Genomic DNA, 17,495 nt, shown 5'->3' with positions numbered 1-17,495 from the left:
ATGGCAAACCTTCAATTGGGTGACTCCATCCTAAAGCCTTGCAGGAGATCACGAAAGCTAATAGAGCTAAAACTCCGCATTAAAGAGCTTGCAAGTTCGTTGGGGGTAAATGAGCAGCTAATCCCAACCGGGCAAGCGGAGATCGATAGGTTGCACGCCTTCAGGGTTTTAATGCACGCCGAGGTGCAATATTACCTCGAAAGTATCGTAACTCAGGTACTTGACGTGACTGAGCAGGAATCGTCAATTCATGCCCGAATCACTCACGCCGGCCACCATCTGCTCGTATTCCAAGCAATGAACCCACTTGCCACTCCGAGGACATCGGCTAAGGCAAGCTACCCACAGTATTCGTCGAAGGATCTGAGGGCTAACTGGCCTGCTACAGCAAGCTCACTCCAAAAGGCAGTTGAAGCCCACCGGAAGAGAGTCAAGGGGAATAATGGAATCAAGGTAGCAAACATGAACACGATTCTCCTTCCGGTGGGCTTCCGTGACGCCTTCTTCACATCTCGCTTTCGAGACAAAATGGATGAACTCGGGGAGCAAAGAGGTCGAGTAGCACACGGCGCCGGCGCGCTTGTTTCGAGTGTTCCCACAGGTCGTGGCGAATTGCAAAGATTCCTCGATATTGAACCCGGTCTGAGCCTGGCCGATCGGTTCGTCCCACGGCTACTACAACCTCTTTGGAGGTAGAAGGCACCTGAACAACCGTATGGCCGACGCGTAAGCACGGAGACGGCTCAACGGCAGCTCAGAGGAAGGCCAACCTCCTGAAGCTGGCACGTGGACCATTTGTGGACAAGTCGCCAGCGAAAGAGTGACCGTGACGGGCTTGGCCAGTAGGAACATCATCAACCGAAACCGCCTCCGGAGCCGTGTGCGCAGGTTCGAATCCTGCCGGGGGCACCCCTTATCAGGTGCCCAAAGACCCCGTCACCAGCGGAAACGCTGAGGCCGGGGTCTTCACGTATGTGCAGGCGGATGTAGCCCGAAGCGGCTCCATGCCGAGGTCTGTGGACGAGGCGTGGATGGGATCTTGGTCTATTGCCGCAGGCCAAGCCCGGAAACGAATAAATCTTCCGGGCAGGGGCGCGGAGTCTCTGGCGCGGAGCCGGCCACCACTGCAACCTCGGCGGCGACCGGTGTGTCCTAGCTCGTAACGGGGCGAGGAGGCGCAGATGAGTGAGCGCAGGTCCGTACGGAGCGACAGCCGGGGGAAGTACCGCTTTCTCGAGGGGTGGGCCTCGCTGGCGGGCGTCGCGGCCTTCGTGGTGTGGCTCGCGTTCGATCCGTTCGAGCTGACCTGGAACCAGGTTTTCGGCGGCGCGGTGGCACTGTCCGCAGCGGGCGCCATCGCGAGCTTGCTCCTACGGCGGTGGGGCTGGGCTCGTCGTTGGGCCGGCCGGATTCCTCCGCCGGGCCGCCTCGCGACGGGGCTGGTCTCCAGACCTGGTGTGCCATCGCCGCTGCTGGACCCCCGCTGGGCCAGAGCGCGATCGGCTGCTGCGGGTTTCCTGCTGTTCGCCACCGTGGCCGGATTCATGGGATGGAAAGCCGGCCAGGAGGACCAGATGCTGCAGAACCTCCGGGAGCACGGGCACAGGACCGAAGCGACCGTGGTCGCCATTGCCGGCCGGTCGGAGGAAGGCCGGGCCAACTCCTTGACCGTGCGCTTCACTGCACCGTCCAGCACGGTGCAGGCGGATATCGATGTCGGCGACGGCTCGGGAAACGACGCGAAGCCCGGAGGCCACGTACCCGTCGTCTACAACCCGTCGGACTCCACGGAGGTCCGCCACGCTGACCGTCTGGACGGATCCGACGCCGACGGGATTCGACTGGGTTCCGTGGTGACCGGACTGCTCGCGGCAGGTTTTCTGGTGGGAACCGCCCGAGAGGTGGTGCGTGTCAAGGAGCAGACGGAAGCAGCCAAGACACCGGACACCCCCCGCCCCGGAGCCTGAACGCCACGATGCAACTCGTGGTCATGCCTTGAGATTTCAGGCCGGCTTTGCCGATCTGGCAGGCCACCACACAGTGCCGGGCGGAAAGGACGGGGCCTTGGACGGGACGCCAGAAGCCTCGGATGCGGGCAGGAGTGCTACTCGTCCTCGCGAAGCAGTATCGATCCCCCTAGTCGGCGGTGACCCCCAGTAGCCGATCCGCGCGGGTCTGCCGTCCCGTAGAGCACTGTGCAGTTCCCCTGGGCGCGGCCCGGGAAGTTCAGCCGTTCGGAATCGAGAGCGGCGTCCCACGCTCATGACGGGAGAAGCCCCGGACAACGTGCCGGGGCCTCGTGCGTGGGCCCGGTGGTCATGCCTGGATCTCGTGGACCAAGGTGTCGTCTCCGTCGTAGAGCTCCAGGGAACAGCTCAGCCCGAGGCGGTGGAGTAGGCCGCCGAGTTCGTCGAAGCGCCGGGGGTCGACGACTCCGTTCAGCAGGATGTCCGGGCCCCTGACCGGGTCGATCTCCAGCCGGCACCAGCTGGTTTCGACTTCGTGGCCGTGCCAGGAGGACGACCTCGAACTCCACCCCGTCCGCACGAAGTGCCGGGCCACCGCGGAGGCGTCCCCGCAGCCGCGCAGGACACCGCATACGTTGTTGCCGGCCTCCACCCACTCGGGATCGAGCTTCGGGGCATCGTCGGATACGTCCACGCCGGAAGTATGAGGCCCCCGTTCCGTGCGGTCACTCGTATTCGTGCGGCAGGTCCTCTTCGTGCGGCAGGTCCTCGATGCGCCGGTCGGCCGCGTCCTGCCGATCTGGACGACGGTGGTGGTCACCCCGCCGGCCTCCGGGCCTGGCGCGGGCCCCTGCTCGCCGTGCCGTCCTCGTCCTGCAGGAGCGTCGGCTACCGATGCCGCCGTATACGTGCCGCAGGTACGTGCGCGCGGGCGTGCGGTGTCGGGGGCGGTGGGCATGCTCGGTCAGGGACGCGGTGGTGATGCGTGGGGGGATGAGACGGATGCGGTCCTGGCTGCGGCAAGGGATCTTCCAAGGACCTCGGTCCCGGGCCCATCTGGAGGCGCTCAAAAGGCTGCAGCCCGAGCCGAAGGACATGTACGCCCACGACTACCTGTACTCGTGTCTGAGCGTGCTGGATTCCAAGGCGCAGGTGCTGCTCGCCTACGACGGCTTCCTGGTCGCGGCCGCCTCCGTCGTCCTGACCGTCCTGCCCGGCGGCACCGGATCCACGGCCCTCCTGGTCGCGGCCCTCGTCGCGAGCGGTCTGTCCGGAGCCCTGAGCCTGACGGTCGTCTCGGTGCACTGGACCGACACGTACGACCTGGAGCACCCGAACGAGATCTTCCCCCGGCTGCTGGAGGTCCGTAACCACCGGACGCTCAGCTACCGCTTCTCCTGGGCGATCGCTCAGGTCGCCTCGCTCCTCCTGGTGTGCGGTGTCCTCGTGCACCTGCCTGGCTGGTAGGGCTTCGGGGGCTTTCGGTACGGGGCCCTTCCCCTCTGCCGGGGTTCACACCCGCAGCCACGTGTGCCGGTCGCGGGCCATCGCGTGCAGGGCCTCCACGTCCGCCGGTTTGAGCACCCCGCCGGCCCGGACGAGGTCCCCGAGGTCGGTGTCCCGCAGGACGCGGACCCGGCGCGGGGGAGCCGGCGCGTCCAGGCGGGCGGCGCCGACCACCGCGAGGACGGCATGGACCTCGGCGGTCAGGGCGTGGGACGCGCGGTCGGCGTCGGAGCGGACCCGACGGAGCAGCGGGTGCGGTTCCCTGCGGCCGACGGTGACCATCGGATCGGCGATCCGGACGCGCTGCCTGTGGGCGTCCAGGGCATGTAAGCAGAAGAGGCCGGCGGGGCCGATCAGCAGGTGGTGGACGCGGTCGCCGCCCGGCAGCGGGACCGAGTGCAGGGTGTGCCGACCGCCTCCCGCAAGGCGGTCGAGGGCCGTGCCGACTGTCTGCTCGGCGGCGAGCGCGCGGCGGCGCGGGTCGGGGCGCAGCCGGTGCGCCGGGCCGGGATCCCGGTCGAGGTCGATCAGCAGGGCCTCGCCGGGCCGGTTGGGCGCGAGGTCGTCGTCCGGGTGGAGCGCCAGACGGGCCAGCTCGGCCGAGGTGGGGACGGGCGGTGGTCCGACGGTCACCGGTCCGGCCAGGAAGGGGCGCAGAACGCCGAGGACGTCCTCGCGCCGGTCCTCGCTGAGCAGGTTCACCCGGGCCGTGTCACGGTCGTACCAGGCGATGCTCCTCCCGTCGGCCATGCACACGTACAGGCGCTCCTGTCCGTGCCGCCGGGCCGGTACGACGCGCAGTCGGTCCATGAACCATCACCCCATGACCATGGGAACAGGCGGGGTGCTCCAGGGGCAAGAACCCGGTTACCTTTGGCAGGAGTTGGGGCGGTTGGGTGGGAGGCGCTGTTGCGAACTCGCAGAAGATATCCGGATGTTCCGGCCCCGGGCAGCCCGTGGAGTGAGATCGTGCCCGGCCTGTGGATGGGCGGCCACGAGTTCGCGGGGCGTTCGGGCCAGCCACAACCAGTCGTCGTGCACGACGAGTTCGACCTGGTCCTGACGCTGCTGCGGCAGCCGGGGCACGGGCCCGACCCGGGGGTCGAGCATCACGTGTGGCCGATACCGGACGGGCCGCTGGACGGTACGCAGCTCACCGGGGTCATGCGGCTCGCGCGGGCCGCCGACGACGCGCTGGAGGACGGGCGCAGGGTGCTCGTCCGCTGCCTCCACGGGTACAACCGCTCGGGGCTGGTCGTCGCGCACGCGCTCATCCTGGCGGGGCACACCGCCGAGGACGCGATACGGCTGATCCGGGCCCGGCGCTCGCCCTGGGCGCTGCACAACGAGCTGTTCGTGGAGTACCTGCGGGCCGGGCTCCCCACGGCACGCCTCCTCGAAGAACTCGCGGAGTAGCGGAGTAGGGGGCAGGACCGGGTCGGTGGGCCGGTCGGGTCGTTCCCGGCACCGCCGTCACCACCGCCGTCGCCGCCGTCACCACCGCACCGTCGGCGGTGGGCGGTGGCGACGCTGACGTTTCCTCAGGGCGGGAGGCCCCGGAGCCGGCGTCTCCGATGGCGGAGCGTGAACTGCGCACCCCGACTCACGATCCTAATGTGGCGATAAGCCAGCTTCGCCCCCTTCCTGGAGGAGCCCTCCATGTCCCTGCGGTCCACATGCACCCGAATCGGTATGGCCCTCGCCATCGGCGGGCTCGCCCTCTCCGGCACCGTTCCCGCCCTCGCCGACGACGGCGGCGGCACCGGAAGCACCGGCAGCCACCAGTGGAACGCCGGCGGCGACGGGGACGGAGGCGGCCGCGACCAGGGCACCGGTGGCGACGGGGGCGGCACCTCGTGGAACAACGGAGGTGGCGGCACCGGGGACAACGGCGGTGGTGGCGGCAACACCTGGAACGGCGGGGGCGGCAACCAGAACTGGAACAACGGCGGGGGCGGTGGCGGCGACGGCCGCGAACCGGCGAACAGCAACGCGAACAACAACGGCAACGGCAACGGCAACAGCCACGGCCAGAACGGCCAGCAGCTGTCCCAGGGCCGGGTCACCGCCCGCGGCGGACTGGCCCTGCGCAGCGCCCCGACCCGCGGCAGCCAGCTCATCCGGGTCGCGCGGCAGGGGGAGATCGTCTCCATCTTCTGCAAGACGCCGGGCGAGACCGTCGACGGCAACCCGCTCTGGTACCTCCTCGCGGACGGCACCTGGGCCTGGGGCGCCGCGCGCTACATCGACAGCATCGGCCCGGCCCCCCGCTGGTGCTGACACCCGGCGGCGGCGAAACCGGCACGCCCGCTCATCGCCACCGGCCCGCCCGCCCGTCGCCACATGACGGGACATCGGGTAACGGGACATCGGGTCGCCCGCTTGCTACGTTCCGGACATGATCCAGCCCGGAATGTCCGGAACGGCCGTGGCGGCGGACCCGGCCCCTCCCGCTGAACGCCTGCCCAGGCGCCGTGGGATCGAGCTCGCCCTCATCGTCGTCGCCGTCCTGCTCTGCGTGTACGGCTACTGCGCCGTCGGGCTGGCCAGGCACGGCACCGTTCCGCCCGGCGCCGCCGGTTACGGCGCCGGGCTCGGCGTGCTCGCGCTCCTCGCCCATGTCGCCGTGCGCCTGCGGGCCCCGCACGCCGATCCGCTGCTGCTGCCCATCGCCGTCCTCCTCAACGGCCTGGGGCTGGTGCTGATCTACCGGCTCGACCTGGAGACCCCGGACGACCGGGCGGCCCCCGTCCAGCTCGTCTGGTCCACGCTCGGCGTCGCGTTCTTCATCGTCGTGGTGCTCTGCCTGCGCGACCACCGCGTCCTCCAGCGCTACACCTACGTCTCGGTGGTCGGCGCGCTCGCCCTGCTCGTCCTGCCGATCTTCTTCCCGGCGGTCAACGGCGCCCGCATCTGGATCCGGATCGCCGGATTCTCCATCCAGCCGGGCGAGTTCGCGAAGGTCCTGCTCGCCGTCTTCTTCGCCGGCTACCTCGCCGCCAACCGCAACGCGCTCGCCCGCGGCGGCCGCCGGATCTGGCGGTTCCGGCGGCTCCAGCTCCCCACCGGCCGCGTGCTCGGCCCGATCGTGGCGGTCTGGCTGCTCAGCGTCCTGGTCCTGGTCCTGGAGCGGGACCTCGGAACCTCGCTGCTCTTCTTCGGCCTGTTCGTGATCCTGCTCTACGTCGCCACCGGCCGCACCGGCTGGATCGCGGTCGGGCTGCTGCTCGCCTGCGTCGGCGCGGTCGCCGTCGGCCGTCTCGAACCGCACGTGCACAGCCGGGTGGAGGACTGGCTCGACCCCTTCGCCTCGATCGCCTCCGGCCAGGGACCCAACCAGATCGCCCAGTCCCTCTTCGCGTTCGCCGCCGGCGGGATGCTCGGCACCGGTCTCGGGCTCGGCCATTCGGTCCTCATCGGCTTCGCCGCCAAGTCCGACTTCATCCTGGCCACCGCGGGCGAGGAACTCGGGCTGACCGGTCTGTCCGCCGTCTTCCTCCTCTACGCGCTCCTCGTCGAGCGCGGCTACCGCGCGGGCCTCGCGCTGCGCGACCCCTTCGGCCGGCTGCTCGCGGTCGGTCTCGCCTCGATCGTCGCGCTCCAGGTCTTCGTCATCGCGGGAGGCGTGACCGGGCTGATCCCGCTGACCGGCATGGCGATGCCGTTCCTCGCGCAGGGCGGTTCCTCCGTCGTCACCAACTGGATCATCGTGGCCCTGCTGATCCGGATCAGCGACTGCGCCCGCGGTCAGTACGACGGGACACCGGCGCCATGACCAAGTACATCCGCCGGGCCGTCGGACTGTGCGCCCTGCTGCTCGTGGCCCTCCTGGTCAACACCGCCCGGCTCCAGGTCGTCGAGGCCCCGTCGTACGACGGCAATCCCGCCAACCGCCGTGCGGCGATCGCCCGTTACGGCCAGCCGCGCGGGGACATCGTCGTCGAGGGCCGCACGGTCACCGGCTCCAGGGACACCGGTGGGCAGTTCCGCTACGAACGCACCTATCTGGACGGGCCGTTGTACGCGTCCGTCACCGGCTTCGCCTCGCAGCTCTACGGGGCCACGCTGCTGGAGGGCACCGAGGACGGCGTCCTTTCCGGCAGCGACCCGATGCTCGCCCCGCTCCCCCTGCTGGGCGGCCTCACCCGGGCCCGCGGCGTCGGCGGCAGAGTCGTCACGACCCTCGACGCGGCGGCGCAGCGGGCCGCCTACGAGGGGCTCGACGGCCGCCGGGGCGCGGTCGCCGCGATCGAGCCGTCCACCGGGCGGATCCTGGCCCTGGTCTCCACGCCCTCCTACGATCCCGCGCGGCTCTCCGGGACGGGACCGGACACGTCCAGGGCGTGGGCGGGGCTCAACGGCCAGGACGACAGGCCGATGCTCAACCGGGCGGTCCGGCAGACGTATCCGCCGGGGTCGACGTTCAAGGTGCTGACCGCCGCGGCGGCGCTGGACTCCGGGGTCGTCGAGGACGTGGACGCGCCGACCGGGTCGCCGGACCCCTACCGGCTCCCCGGCACCACGACGAGGCTCACGAACGAGACCGAGGGCTGCGAGAACGCCTCCCTGCGCTACGCCTTCACCTGGTCCTGCAACACGGTCTTCGCGAAGTTGGGTGTCGACGTCGGGCTCGCCGGCATGACGCGCACGGTGGCGAACTTCGGCTTCAACGACCGCACGCTGCGCATCCCCTTCTCGGTGGTGCCCAGCAACTTCGACCTGCGGCTCGACAGGGCGCAGTTGGGGCTCTCCTCCATCGGCCAGTTCGACACGCGGGCGACTCCGCTGCAGATGGCGATGGTCGCGGCGGCCGTCGCGGGTGACGGTTCGGTCAAGGTGCCCTACCTGGTGGAGCGGACGACCACGCACAGCGGCGCGACGCTCACCACGGCCGGCCCGCGGATCCTCCGTCAGGCGATGACCGCGTCGACCGCGCAGCGCATGCGCGAGCTGATGACCGACGTGGTGGAGAAGGGCACCGGGACCGTGGCCGCGGTTCCCGGCGCCACGGTCGGCGGAAAGACCGGCACCGCCCAGCACGGCATCGGCAACGCCGGTACTCCGTACGCCTGGTTCATCTCCTGGGCCCGTGCCGAGGGTTCCGTGGAGCCCGCGGTGGCCGTCGCGGTGGTCGTCGAGGACGCGGCGGCGGAACGGGGGGACATCACCGGGGGCGGGTTCGCGGGGCCGATCGCCCGGGGGGTGATGGAGGCGGTGCTGGGGCCTTGAGGGGTCCGTGCCGTGCCCCGTGAGGGGCCCCGTGCTGTGCCGTGAGGACCCCGTGTCGCGCCGGGGGTCCCCGCCTTGTGGGGCCGACCACTCCATGAGACAGGGGGTGTGGCCACCGGGCCGGCCCGCCTAGCGTTCGGTCATGACTCAGCCGACAGCCTCGTTCGAGCTCGCCCAGGTCAACATCGCACGGCTCAAAGCACCTTTGGACTCACCCCGGTTGAAGGATTTCGTCGACGCCCTCGATCCGGTGAACGCCGTCGCCGACGCGGCGGACGGATTCGTCTGGCGTCTGCAGAGCGACTCCGGCAACGCCACGGACGTCCCCGTCCTCGGCGATCACCGGCTGATCGTCAACCTGACCGTGTGGCGGGACGTCGACGCACTGACGGCCTTCATGTACCGGGGCCGGCATCGGGAGCTGCTGTCCAGGCGCCACGACTGGTTCGAGCGGGTGGAGGAGGCGATGACCGCGCTGTGGTGGGTCCCCGCCGGTCACCGGCCCACGGTCGCCGAAGCCGAGTCCCGTCTGCTGCGTCTGCGCGAACACGGACCCACCCCGCACGCCTTCGGTCTGCGCAGTTCCTTCCCGCCGGGAGCCGTGGACGACTCCGGGCGTCCGGGGCCGGACGTCCCGGTCCGGTAGCAGTGGCAAGCCCGGGGCGCCGGGTCACCCGGCTCCACCGGGCACCGCCTCCCTGCGGCCCAGCCAGTCGGCGGCGACCGCGTCGACACCGGTGCGGGCGGCCACGATCCCGCCGGTGATCGCGCACGTCGTGTCGATGTCGCCGAAGCCCTCGGCGGTGCTCCAGAGCGCCGCCGTCAGGTCGTCGGGGTGACGGGCGGCGCACCAGACCGCGAAGGGAACGGTGTCGTCGGCCCTCACCCGCTGGCCGCTGCCGAGGAGGTCCGAGGCCTTCCACGGAGCGGTGGAGAAGGAAAGGTCCGCCGCCCTTTCGAGGCCGTCCCGGACAGCGCTCCGCGGGGTCGCCGACGCGACGGCGGCGATGTCCTGCTCGCCCCGGGCGGACAGCGCGGCCGCCGTCGCCACCGCTACGGCGCCCGCGACGCCCTCCGGGTGCGCGTGCGTCACCTCGGCCGACAGCACGGCCTGCTCGGCGACGGCCGGCAGGCTCGCCTGGAACCACGCCCCCAGCGGAGCCACGCGCATCGCGGCGCCGTTGCCGAGGCTGCCCTCGCCGCCGAACAGTCCGCGCGCCAGCTCCGGCCACAGGTGCGGTTCCTGGACCAGTCTCGGCAGGAGTTCGCACATGCCGCGGCCGTACCCGCGGGCCGGGTCCGCCTCGAAGGAGAGCGCGAAGGCCTGGGCCAGCTCGGTCTGCCGGATCTCGCCGTGCTCGTCGAGGACCCTCATGACGCCGAGGGCCATCGCCGTGTCGTCGGTCCAGTGCCAGACGGGCTCCTGCGGGGTCCGCCGGGCGCGGATCTCCTCGTATGCCTGGAGCCTGTCCCTGAAGAGGGGGAACCAGCGCTCCCCGAAGGCGTCGCCGAGGGCCAGGCCTTCGAGGCTGCGTCGGGCGGCTGTGCGGTTCGGGGTGATCGACGGGGTCATGGGGTGATCATCCCGGGTGGAGGGCGGGAACGGGGAGGCGAATTCGAGCGTGATCCCGGGTGCCCCGGAGGAGGCGGGGGCGCACCTCCGTGGTTCCTGTCCCGGCCCGGTGCCCGTGATCCCGTGGCGCGGGAGCCGGGATCACGGGCTTCGGGGGCCGGGGCGGCGCGGGGTCACGGGCGCGGGGTCACGGGCCGGCGCGGCCCTCGTCGATCGTGGTCTCGATCTCCGCCACGCGTTCCCGTTCCTCGGCCGCGAAGCGTTCCGCGTCCAGCTGCTCGGCCAGCTCCTCGTCCTGTGCCATCAGCAGGTCCAGGTTGGAGTTGCCCATGTCGAAGACGCCCATGTCCACGTAGGCGCGCTGGAGGCGTTCGCCCCACAGACCGATGTCCTTGACGCACGGGACGATACGGCTGAAGAGCAACTGGCGGAAAAGGTGCAGGAATTCGGAGTTCTCGCTGAACTCCTCGGCCTCCGCCCGGGGGACGCCGAAGTTCTCCAGGACCTCGACCCCGCGCAGCCTGTCCCGCATCAGGTAGCAGCCCTCGATCACGAACTCCTCGCGCTCGCGGAGTTCGGCGTCGGAGAGCTGCTTGTAGTAGTCGCGCAGCGCCAGGCGGCCGAAGGCCACGTGGCGGGCCTCGTCCTGCATCACGTAGGACAGGATCTGTTTCGGCAGCGGCTTGTCGGTGGTGTCCCTGATCATCCCGAAGGCGGCCAGCGCCAGGCCCTCGATCAGGACCTGCATGCCCAGGTAGGGCATGTCCCATCGCGAGTCGCGGAGCGTGTCGCCGAGGAGGGCCTGGAGGTTGTCGTTGATCGGGTAGAGCATCCCGATCTTCTCGTGCAGGAAGCGGGCGTAGACCTCGGCGTGCCGGGCCTCGTCCATGGTCTGGGTGGCCGAGTAGAACTTGGCGTCGAGGTCGGGGACCGACTCCACGATCCGCGCCGCGCAGACCATCGCTCCCTGCTCGCCGTGCAGGAACTGGCTGAACTGCCAGGACGCGTAGTGCGTGCGCAGTTCACCCTTGTCCCGGTCGGTCATCTTCGCCCAGTACGGGGTGCCGTACAGGGTCAGTGCCTCGTCGGGGGTGCCGAGCGGATCGGCGGGGTCGACCTCCAGGCCCCAGTCGATGCGCTTCTGGCCGTCCCACTGTTTGTCCTTGCCCTTCTGGTAGAGGGCGAGCAGCCGGTCACGACCGTCGTCGTACTCCCAGCTGAAGCGGGCCGCCCCCGAGGCCGGTATCTGCCAGAGGGGATCTCCCGAGTCCGCGGCGTACAGCTCATGCGTCGGCATACCCGGCAGGCTCACATGGAGTAGACGCGCCGTCAACAAGTCCGGCGCAAGGGATTGACGAGCTTGCTGACAGGCAGTCTCATAAGTCGTGACCGCCGGTAACTCCTGAAGTGATCCCGTACGACGAGGTGGGAACAGCCATGACGACGGTGCCCGAAGCCGATGTCCTCCGTGACGCGCTCGGTCTGCTCAAGGACCGGGAGCAGGTGGCCGAGCGCCTCCTCGACTCCTCCGCCAAGCACTCCTTCGACCCCGACAAGGAGCTCGACTGGGACGCGCCCTTCGAGGAGGGCAAGTGGTTCTGGCCGCCCGAGCTGGTGTCGCTGTACGACACGCCGCTGTGGCGGAAGATGGGCGAGGAGCAGCGGATCGCGCTGTCCCAGCACGAGGCGGCGGCGCTGGCCTCGCTGGGCATCTGGTTCGAGATCATCCTGATACAGCTGCTGGTGCGGCACATCTACGACAAGGCGGCGACGAGCGCGCACGTGCGGTACGCGCTGACGGAGATCGAGGACGAGTGCCGGCACTCGAAGATGTTCGCGCGGCTGATCACGCGCGGGGGCACGCCGTACTACCCGGTGAGCCGGGCGCACCAGAACCTGGGCCGGGTGTTCAAGACCGTCTCGACCACTCCGGGGTCGTTCACGGCGACGCTGCTCGGTGAGGAGATCCTCGACTGGATGCAGCGGCTGACGTTCCCGGACGAGCGGGTGCAGACCCTCGTCCGGGGGGTCACGCGGATCCATGTCGTCGAGGAGGCTCGGCACGTCCGCTACGCGCGGGAGGAGTTGCGGCGTCAGATGCTCACCGCGCCGCGGTGGTCGCAGGAGTTCACGCGGGTCACCTCGGGGGAGTTCGCGCGGGTGTTCTCCGTGGCGTTCGTCAATCCCGAGGTCTACACGAACGTCGGGCTCGACAAGCGGGAGGCCCTGGCCCAGGTGAAGGCCAGTGGGCACCGGCGGGAGGTCATGCAGACCGGGGCCCGGAAGCTGACGGACTTCCTGGACGACATCGGGGTGCTGCGGGGGGTCGGGCGGCGGTTGTGGAGGGCGTCGGGGTTGCTGGCCTGACGTGACCGCCGGGCGGGGGTGGGCCACTCTCGCTTCCGGGCGTCCGGACTCGGCTGGGGTTTCAGGGCGGGGCTCGGGCCCGGGGTGGGCGCCGGGCCCTCCGTGGGGCGGGGCCGCGCCGGTACATCCGCCCGCATCCGAACGGATCCCAGCGGGGTTTCGAGGTGCGGGCGGGTTCCGATCCGTCCGGCCTGCGGGCATCTGATGTACCGGCACGGCCCCTCGCGTCGTACGGCGGCTGCGGGAAGTGCGGGGCGCGCCTCCTTGGGCGGGGCACGCCATGTGCGGGAGTACGGGGCTTGCCCCTCGCGTCGTACGGCGGCTGCGGGAAGTACGGGGCTCGCCTCCTCGGGCGGGGTGCGCCGTGTGCGGGAAGTACGGGGCTCGCCTCCTCCGTGGGGCGCGCGTGCGAGGGTGCGGGGCTTGCGCCCTCGGGTGGGCAAGGGGCCCGCGGCCTCGGGTGGGTGTGGGGTGGCGGGGAGTGCGGGGCCGGGTGGCCGTCGTGTGTCGTGGGTGTGTGCGGGTGGGCGGTTACGCTGCCCGGCATGACCTCGCAGGCTTCCTCCCCCGCTTACCGTCGGCTCAGTGTCGAGGAGCGGCGCAGCCAGTTGCTCGAGGCCGCGCTGTCCCTGTTCGCCCAGCGGGTGCCCGAGGAGGTCTCGCTGGACGACGTGGCGGAGGCGGCCGGGGTGTCGCGGCCTCTCGTGTACCGGTACTTCCCGGGCGGCAAGCAGCAGTTGTACGAGGCCGCCCTGCGGTCCGCCGCCGACGAGCTGGAGCAGTGCTTCGCGGAGCCCGCGGAGGGGCCGCTGACCGAGCGGCTCTCCCGGGCCCTCGACCGGTACCTCGCCTTCGTGGACCAGCACGCCGCCGGATTCAGCGCCCTGCTCCAGGGCGGCAGCGTCATCGAGACCTCGCGGACCACGGCCATAGTCGACGGAGTGCGCAGGGTGGCGGCGGAGCGCATCCTCGACCATCTGGTGGTGAAGGATCCCGGGCCCCGGCTGCGGATGACCGTACGGATGTGGATCACGGCCGTGGAGGCCGCCTCGCTGATCTGGCTCGACGAGGACAAGGAACCGCCGCTGGACGAGCTGCGGGACTGGCTCGTCGAGCAGTTCACGGCGGCGCTCGTGGCGAGCGCGGGAAGTGATCCGCAGACGGCGGCGGTGGTCCGGGCCGCGCTCGTGATGGAACGCCCCGACGGGATCGCGGGGGCGCTGGTCCGCCGGGTGCTGCCCGTTGTCGGGAATGCGGCCCACCTGCTGTGACACTGGTCCGGTGAAGAGCGAAGACACCCCCTTTGTCGGCGGCCCGCTGGACGGGCGCGTCCTGCCGGTCCTGCTCGGGATCACCGGTCACCCGCCGAAGACGTACCGGATCCCGGTGCCCGGCCCGGACGGCGGCTCCACCGTGGTGGTCTACCGGCGGGTCCAGGTGACCTCCGGCAAGAAGCTCGGGCTGCACCAGGGGTGGAAGTACGAGTACGACCCCGAGGGCGAGCCGTCGGGACGCCGGTTCAAGCTGCCCTGGTCCCCGGGCACGCGCGGGGGCGGGGACGGCGGCGCCACGCCGGGCGGCAACGCCGACGGGTGAGCTTCTTGGTCCGAAGCGCCCCTTCCGCGAGCGCCCGGGGTGCGCCGGTCCGATCCTGCCGGTGCGAGGCGGGTGGTGGACGGGCCACCCCGGCACCGGAGGTGATGGCGTGTCAGGAAGGCTTCTGCGTCTGGTCTGTACGGGAGCGGTGGCGGTCGGGGCGCTGCTCCCCTCCACGCCCGCGCCGGCCGCCCCCGGACCCGACGGCGACCGGCGGTCCGCGGCCTCGCTGCTGACGGACCTTCAGCGGCTCTACCGGGACGCCGAGCGCGCCACCGAGAGGTACAACGGGACCGCCGAGAGGCTGAGGAAGCAGCGTGCGGTGGTCGCCGGGCTCGACGCCCGTCTGGCCAGGACCCGTCTGTCGCTGGAGGACAGCCGGACCGCCGCCGGACGGCTGGCCCGGCAGCAGTACCAGAGCGGCGACGAGATCTCCGCGTACGTACGGCTGCTGCTCGCCCGGGATCCGCAGCACGCCCTGGACCAGGGGCATCTGATCAGGCAGTTGTCGCTGGAGCGGGCCGGGACCGTACGGCGGGTCGCGGGCCGCGAGAAGCGGGCCGGCGAACTCGCCCGGGCGGCCCGCAAGGCGCTGGACGGACAACTCTCCCTCGCCGCGCGGCAGAAGAAGGAGCGGGACGAGGTGCGCGAGCGTCTCGACGACGTGCAGCGGCTGCTCGCCTCGCTGACCGCGGAACAGCTCGCCGAACTGGACCGGGCGGAGGAGGCGGGAACGGCGGCCGCCCAGAAGAAGATCATGGCGTCCGGCGCCCTCAGCAGTGTCCGTCCGCCCACGCGGGAGGGCGAGGACGCGCTCCGCTACGCCGTCGGGCAGCTCGGCAAGCCGTACCGGTGGGGTGCGCAGGGCCCGAAGGCCTACGACTGCTCGGGGCTGACGTCACGGGCCTGGGAGCGGGCCGGCCGGCCCATCCCGCGCACCAGTCAGGAGCAGTGGGCCGAGCTGCCGAGGATCCCGCTGGACGAGCTGCGTCCCGGCGATCTGGTGGTCTACTTCCCCGAGGCCACGCACGTCGCCATGTACCTGGGCGACGGGATGGTGGTGCAGGCGCCGCGGCCCGGGGCGAGGATCAAGGTGTCCCCCATCGCGGCGAACCCACTGCTGGGCGCCGTGCGCCCGGACCCGGGCGGGAAGCCCCTGCGGCACTACACGCCCCCCGAGCTCCCCGAGGACGCCACGGCAGGTTCCGACGAGGGCTACGCCGCCGCGGCGGGGTAGGGCCGCTTCGGGGCGTTGGCAGTATCCCGTTGAAGGGTGTCACTCCTGCCACTGGGAGGCGGGGCGGCGGCCCTTTACGTTCGGGGCGTACCGGCGCACGCCGGACTTCCCGTACCCGAAGGACCCCCTGATGCACGCCCAGATCGTCTTGTTCGACGGCTTCGATCCGCTCGACGTCATCGCCCCCTACGAGGTGCTGTACGCGGGCGGCGGTGCCTCCGCGGGCGCGGTGAGCGTGGAACTGGTCTCCGCCGAAGGACCGCGTGAGGTGGTCAGCGGCACCGGCGGGCTGGCGCTGCGCGCCACTGCCGCCCTCGACCCCGGGCGGGCCGGTCTGATCATGGTCCCCGGCGCCTCGGGCCGTGTCGGAGAACCCGGCGAGGTGCCCGACCACGACGCGGGGGCCGGTCAGTTGCGGCAGGACGAATCCATCCCGGTACTGCTGGGCCGTACCCTGACCACCGAGCTGCCCGCGCTGTTGAAGGCCGCGATGGAGAATCCCGAGGTGACGGTCTGCGCCGTGTGCGGCGGCTCGCTCGTCCTGGCCATGGCCAGCCTGCTGGAGGGGCGCCGTGCCACCACCCACCACCTGGGCCTGGACATGCTCGACGCCACAGGTGTCCACGCGGTGAGCGCCCGTGTCGTCGACGACGGCGACCTCGTCACCGGCGCCGGTGTCACGTCCGGACTCGACCTGGGCCTGTACCTCCTGGAGCGCGAGGTGGGTCCCCGGATCGCCCATGCCGTCGAAGAGCTGTTCGCCCACGAGCGTCGCGGCACCGTCTGGCGCGACAGGGGCCCGGAGCCCGTCCCGTTCTGACCCGGGCCCCTTTCCCCCGCACTGCCCACTCGCACCGCCCACTCGCACCACGCCGTGAGGAAGAACAACAGCATGTCCGTCGAAGGCACCTGGGACCTGTCCATCTCCACCCCCATCGGCAGGATCGAGGCCACGGTCGAGTTCCGGCGCGAGGACGGTGACCTCGTCGGGACCGCCCGCGGGGCGGGAGAGGAGGTGTCCCTCAGCGACGTCGTCCTCGACGGCCACCGGCTCACGTGGAAGCAGGCCGTCACCAGGCCCGTGCGGCTGAACCTGGTCTTCGCCGTGACGGTCGACGGCGACACCCTGGCGGGCACTTCCAGGGCCGGACGCCTTCCGGCCTCGAAGGTCACCGGCGAGCGCCGCGGCGGCCCGACACGCTGACATGATGTGTCCATGCTCGAATACGCGATCAGCGCGGCGGCGGCGACGACCGGCCGGCCCTCGGCACCAGCCTTGCCGCGGTCCTCCGGCCCGGATCCCGCCAATGCGAGATCCTGCAGGACGATGCCCTGCTCGGACTCAGCACCGGGAACACCACCGTGGAAGCGTCCTGGGAGCTGGCCGGAAATTGGTATGTCCATGCCGAAGGTGCGCCATCATCGGAAGCGGCCGATCAGATGGTGAACGAGATGGCCGGCCGGCTCGGCGAAGCAACGGGCAAGCAGGCCGTCCACCACAGGATCACCGACTAGCGTGGAACGGCCACGCTTAAGATCACTGGACTTTCGAGTCGGCCGTCATAGCCCCACCGACCTTGATTTTCAGCACCGGGAGACCGTGTGAGACGCGTATCGGCAGCCGCCTTGGCCCTGTCGCTGGCCGCCCTGCTCGCAGGATGCGCGCAGGAGGAGCCCAAGCCACTGCATCCGACAAGGTCGCCAGGGGAAGCGGCCTGGTACGAGAGCACCGAGAAGCAGCGACAGGAGTACTGCGCCGCTTACCGAGCGCACGATCCGCAGCGCCCCATCCGTGTCCCCTCGTACGCCTCGGCGATGTCGGAGGACGAGTTCGCCGACGACTTCTACGACACGGTGAAGAAGAAGTGCACGCCCGCCTGACAGAGCAAGTGATCACGGGACCGCTCGCCGCGGTCGCCACGGGTACGGACCGACCCGACTGGGCACCGCGTCCCTCGCCTCGGTCCACGAACTCGCCGTCACCCTGACGGTCCTCGCGGCCGGCGACAGCAAGCCGGAA

General features: G+C 70.7%; 20 protein-coding genes and 1 tRNA gene. 17 read left to right on the top strand and 4 right to left on the bottom strand.

Annotated elements, in window-relative coordinates; all coding sequences use genetic code 11:
* The 3 genes from ACFW6B_RS20430 (at position 1) to ACFW6B_RS20420 (ending at position 1,967) form a co-directional block, all read left to right on the top strand.
* The gene (locus ACFW6B_RS20430) at positions 1 to 696 is read left to right on the top strand and encodes a hypothetical protein (protein ID WP_386597868.1); all 696 of its coding nucleotides are present in this window, start codon (positions 1 to 3) and stop codon (positions 694 to 696) included.
* A 142-nt stretch (positions 697 to 838) separates the two neighbouring features.
* Positions 839 to 909, top strand: a tRNA-Ser gene (locus ACFW6B_RS20425).
* Positions 910 to 1,181: 272 nt separating this feature from the next.
* Complete coding sequence (locus tag ACFW6B_RS20420) at positions 1,182 to 1,967, top strand: DUF3592 domain-containing protein (protein ID WP_386597867.1); 786 nt, start codon at positions 1,182 to 1,184, stop codon at positions 1,965 to 1,967.
* 349 nt (positions 1,968 to 2,316) lie between these two features.
* On the opposite strand, the gene ACFW6B_RS20415 is transcribed toward ACFW6B_RS20420, so the two are convergent.
* On the bottom strand, positions 2,317 to 2,661 hold the full coding sequence (locus ACFW6B_RS20415; protein WP_386597866.1) for a hypothetical protein: 345 nt from the start codon (positions 2,659 to 2,661) through the stop codon (positions 2,317 to 2,319).
* 308 nt (positions 2,662 to 2,969) lie between these two features.
* On the opposite strand from ACFW6B_RS20415, the gene ACFW6B_RS20410 reads away from it, so the two are divergent.
* Positions 2,970 to 3,434, top strand: a complete 465-nt coding sequence (locus ACFW6B_RS20410; protein WP_386597865.1) for a hypothetical protein — start codon at positions 2,970 to 2,972, stop codon at positions 3,432 to 3,434.
* A 45-nt stretch (positions 3,435 to 3,479) separates the two neighbouring features.
* Here the strand turns inward: ACFW6B_RS20410 and ACFW6B_RS20405 are convergent, their stop codons facing one another.
* The gene (locus tag ACFW6B_RS20405) at positions 3,480 to 4,283 is read right to left on the bottom strand and encodes an NERD domain-containing protein (protein WP_386597864.1); all 804 of its coding nucleotides are present in this window, start codon (positions 4,281 to 4,283) and stop codon (positions 3,480 to 3,482) included.
* Positions 4,284 to 4,382: 99 nt separating this feature from the next.
* Between ACFW6B_RS20405 and ACFW6B_RS20400 the strand changes: the two genes are divergently transcribed.
* The 5 genes from ACFW6B_RS20400 (at position 4,383) to ACFW6B_RS20380 (ending at position 9,348) form a co-directional block, all read left to right on the top strand.
* The gene (locus tag ACFW6B_RS20400) at positions 4,383 to 4,889 is read left to right on the top strand and encodes a dual specificity protein phosphatase family protein (RefSeq protein WP_386597863.1); all 507 of its coding nucleotides are present in this window, start codon (positions 4,383 to 4,385) and stop codon (positions 4,887 to 4,889) included.
* Positions 4,890 to 5,165: 276 nt separating this feature from the next.
* The gene (locus tag ACFW6B_RS20395; protein WP_386597862.1) at positions 5,166 to 5,753 is read left to right on the top strand and encodes an SH3 domain-containing protein; all 588 of its coding nucleotides are present in this window, start codon (positions 5,166 to 5,168) and stop codon (positions 5,751 to 5,753) included.
* A 118-nt stretch (positions 5,754 to 5,871) separates the two neighbouring features.
* Positions 5,872 to 7,248 (top strand): FtsW/RodA/SpoVE family cell cycle protein, encoded by a 1,377-nt coding sequence (locus tag ACFW6B_RS20390; protein ID WP_386597861.1) that lies wholly within the window; start codon positions 5,872 to 5,874, stop codon positions 7,246 to 7,248.
* A complete protein-coding gene (locus tag ACFW6B_RS20385) occupies positions 7,245 to 8,702 on the top strand; it encodes a penicillin-binding transpeptidase domain-containing protein (RefSeq protein ID WP_386597860.1) in 1,458 nt (485 codons plus the stop codon). Before ACFW6B_RS20390 ends, ACFW6B_RS20385 begins: the two co-directional genes overlap by 4 nt.
* A gap of 142 nt (positions 8,703 to 8,844) precedes the next feature.
* Positions 8,845 to 9,348, top strand: coding sequence for a DUF3291 domain-containing protein (locus ACFW6B_RS20380; protein WP_386597859.1), 504 nt, complete (start codon positions 8,845 to 8,847; stop codon positions 9,346 to 9,348).
* A 24-nt stretch (positions 9,349 to 9,372) separates the two neighbouring features.
* On the opposite strand, the gene ACFW6B_RS20375 is transcribed toward ACFW6B_RS20380, so the two are convergent.
* Both ACFW6B_RS20375 and ACFW6B_RS20370 read right to left on the bottom strand, forming a co-directional pair.
* Positions 9,373 to 10,275 carry an ADP-ribosylglycohydrolase family protein gene (locus tag ACFW6B_RS20375; RefSeq protein ID WP_386597858.1) on the bottom strand — a complete coding sequence of 301 codons (903 nt, stop codon included), beginning with the start codon at positions 10,273 to 10,275 and terminating at the stop codon, positions 9,373 to 9,375.
* Positions 10,276 to 10,462: 187 nt separating this feature from the next.
* Positions 10,463 to 11,572, bottom strand: a complete 1,110-nt coding sequence (locus ACFW6B_RS20370) for a ferritin-like domain-containing protein (protein ID WP_386597857.1) — start codon at positions 11,570 to 11,572, stop codon at positions 10,463 to 10,465.
* Between the two features lie 140 nt (positions 11,573 to 11,712).
* Here ACFW6B_RS20370 and ACFW6B_RS20365 point away from each other — a divergent pair, with 140 nt between their 5' ends.
* From ACFW6B_RS20365 to ACFW6B_RS20330, 8 genes are all read left to right on the top strand, one after another.
* Positions 11,713 to 12,642 (top strand): diiron oxygenase, encoded by a 930-nt coding sequence (locus ACFW6B_RS20365; protein WP_386597856.1) that lies wholly within the window; start codon positions 11,713 to 11,715, stop codon positions 12,640 to 12,642.
* 545 nt (positions 12,643 to 13,187) lie between these two features.
* Positions 13,188 to 13,913, top strand: a complete 726-nt coding sequence (locus tag ACFW6B_RS20360) for a TetR/AcrR family transcriptional regulator (protein WP_386597855.1) — start codon at positions 13,188 to 13,190, stop codon at positions 13,911 to 13,913.
* A 10-nt stretch (positions 13,914 to 13,923) separates the two neighbouring features.
* Positions 13,924 to 14,238, top strand: coding sequence for a hypothetical protein (locus ACFW6B_RS20355; RefSeq protein WP_386597854.1), 315 nt, complete (start codon positions 13,924 to 13,926; stop codon positions 14,236 to 14,238).
* A 109-nt stretch (positions 14,239 to 14,347) separates the two neighbouring features.
* A complete protein-coding gene (locus tag ACFW6B_RS20350) occupies positions 14,348 to 15,475 on the top strand; it encodes an NlpC/P60 family protein (RefSeq protein ID WP_386597852.1) in 1,128 nt (375 codons plus the stop codon).
* A 130-nt stretch (positions 15,476 to 15,605) separates the two neighbouring features.
* On the top strand, positions 15,606 to 16,295 hold the full coding sequence (locus tag ACFW6B_RS20345) for a DJ-1/PfpI family protein (RefSeq protein ID WP_386597851.1): 690 nt from the start codon (positions 15,606 to 15,608) through the stop codon (positions 16,293 to 16,295).
* 72 nt (positions 16,296 to 16,367) lie between these two features.
* Complete coding sequence (locus ACFW6B_RS20340) at positions 16,368 to 16,679, top strand: hypothetical protein (RefSeq protein WP_386597850.1); 312 nt, start codon at positions 16,368 to 16,370, stop codon at positions 16,677 to 16,679.
* 158 nt (positions 16,680 to 16,837) lie between these two features.
* On the top strand, positions 16,838 to 16,990 hold the full coding sequence (locus ACFW6B_RS20335; RefSeq protein ID WP_386597849.1) for a hypothetical protein: 153 nt from the start codon (positions 16,838 to 16,840) through the stop codon (positions 16,988 to 16,990).
* An 87-nt stretch (positions 16,991 to 17,077) separates the two neighbouring features.
* Positions 17,078 to 17,356: a hypothetical protein gene (locus ACFW6B_RS20330; RefSeq protein WP_386597848.1), complete on the top strand. Its 279-nt coding sequence runs from the start codon at positions 17,078 to 17,080 to the stop codon at positions 17,354 to 17,356.
* Positions 17,357 to 17,495 lie beyond the last annotated feature (139 nt).

Origin of the sequence: Streptomyces sp. NPDC058751 (assembly GCF_042746485.1) — a bacterium.
GTDB lineage: Bacteria > Actinomycetota > Actinomycetes > Streptomycetales > Streptomycetaceae > Streptomyces.
The sequence above is the reverse complement of the archived record's forward strand: the minus strand, read 5'-3'. Positions and strand labels throughout refer to the sequence as shown.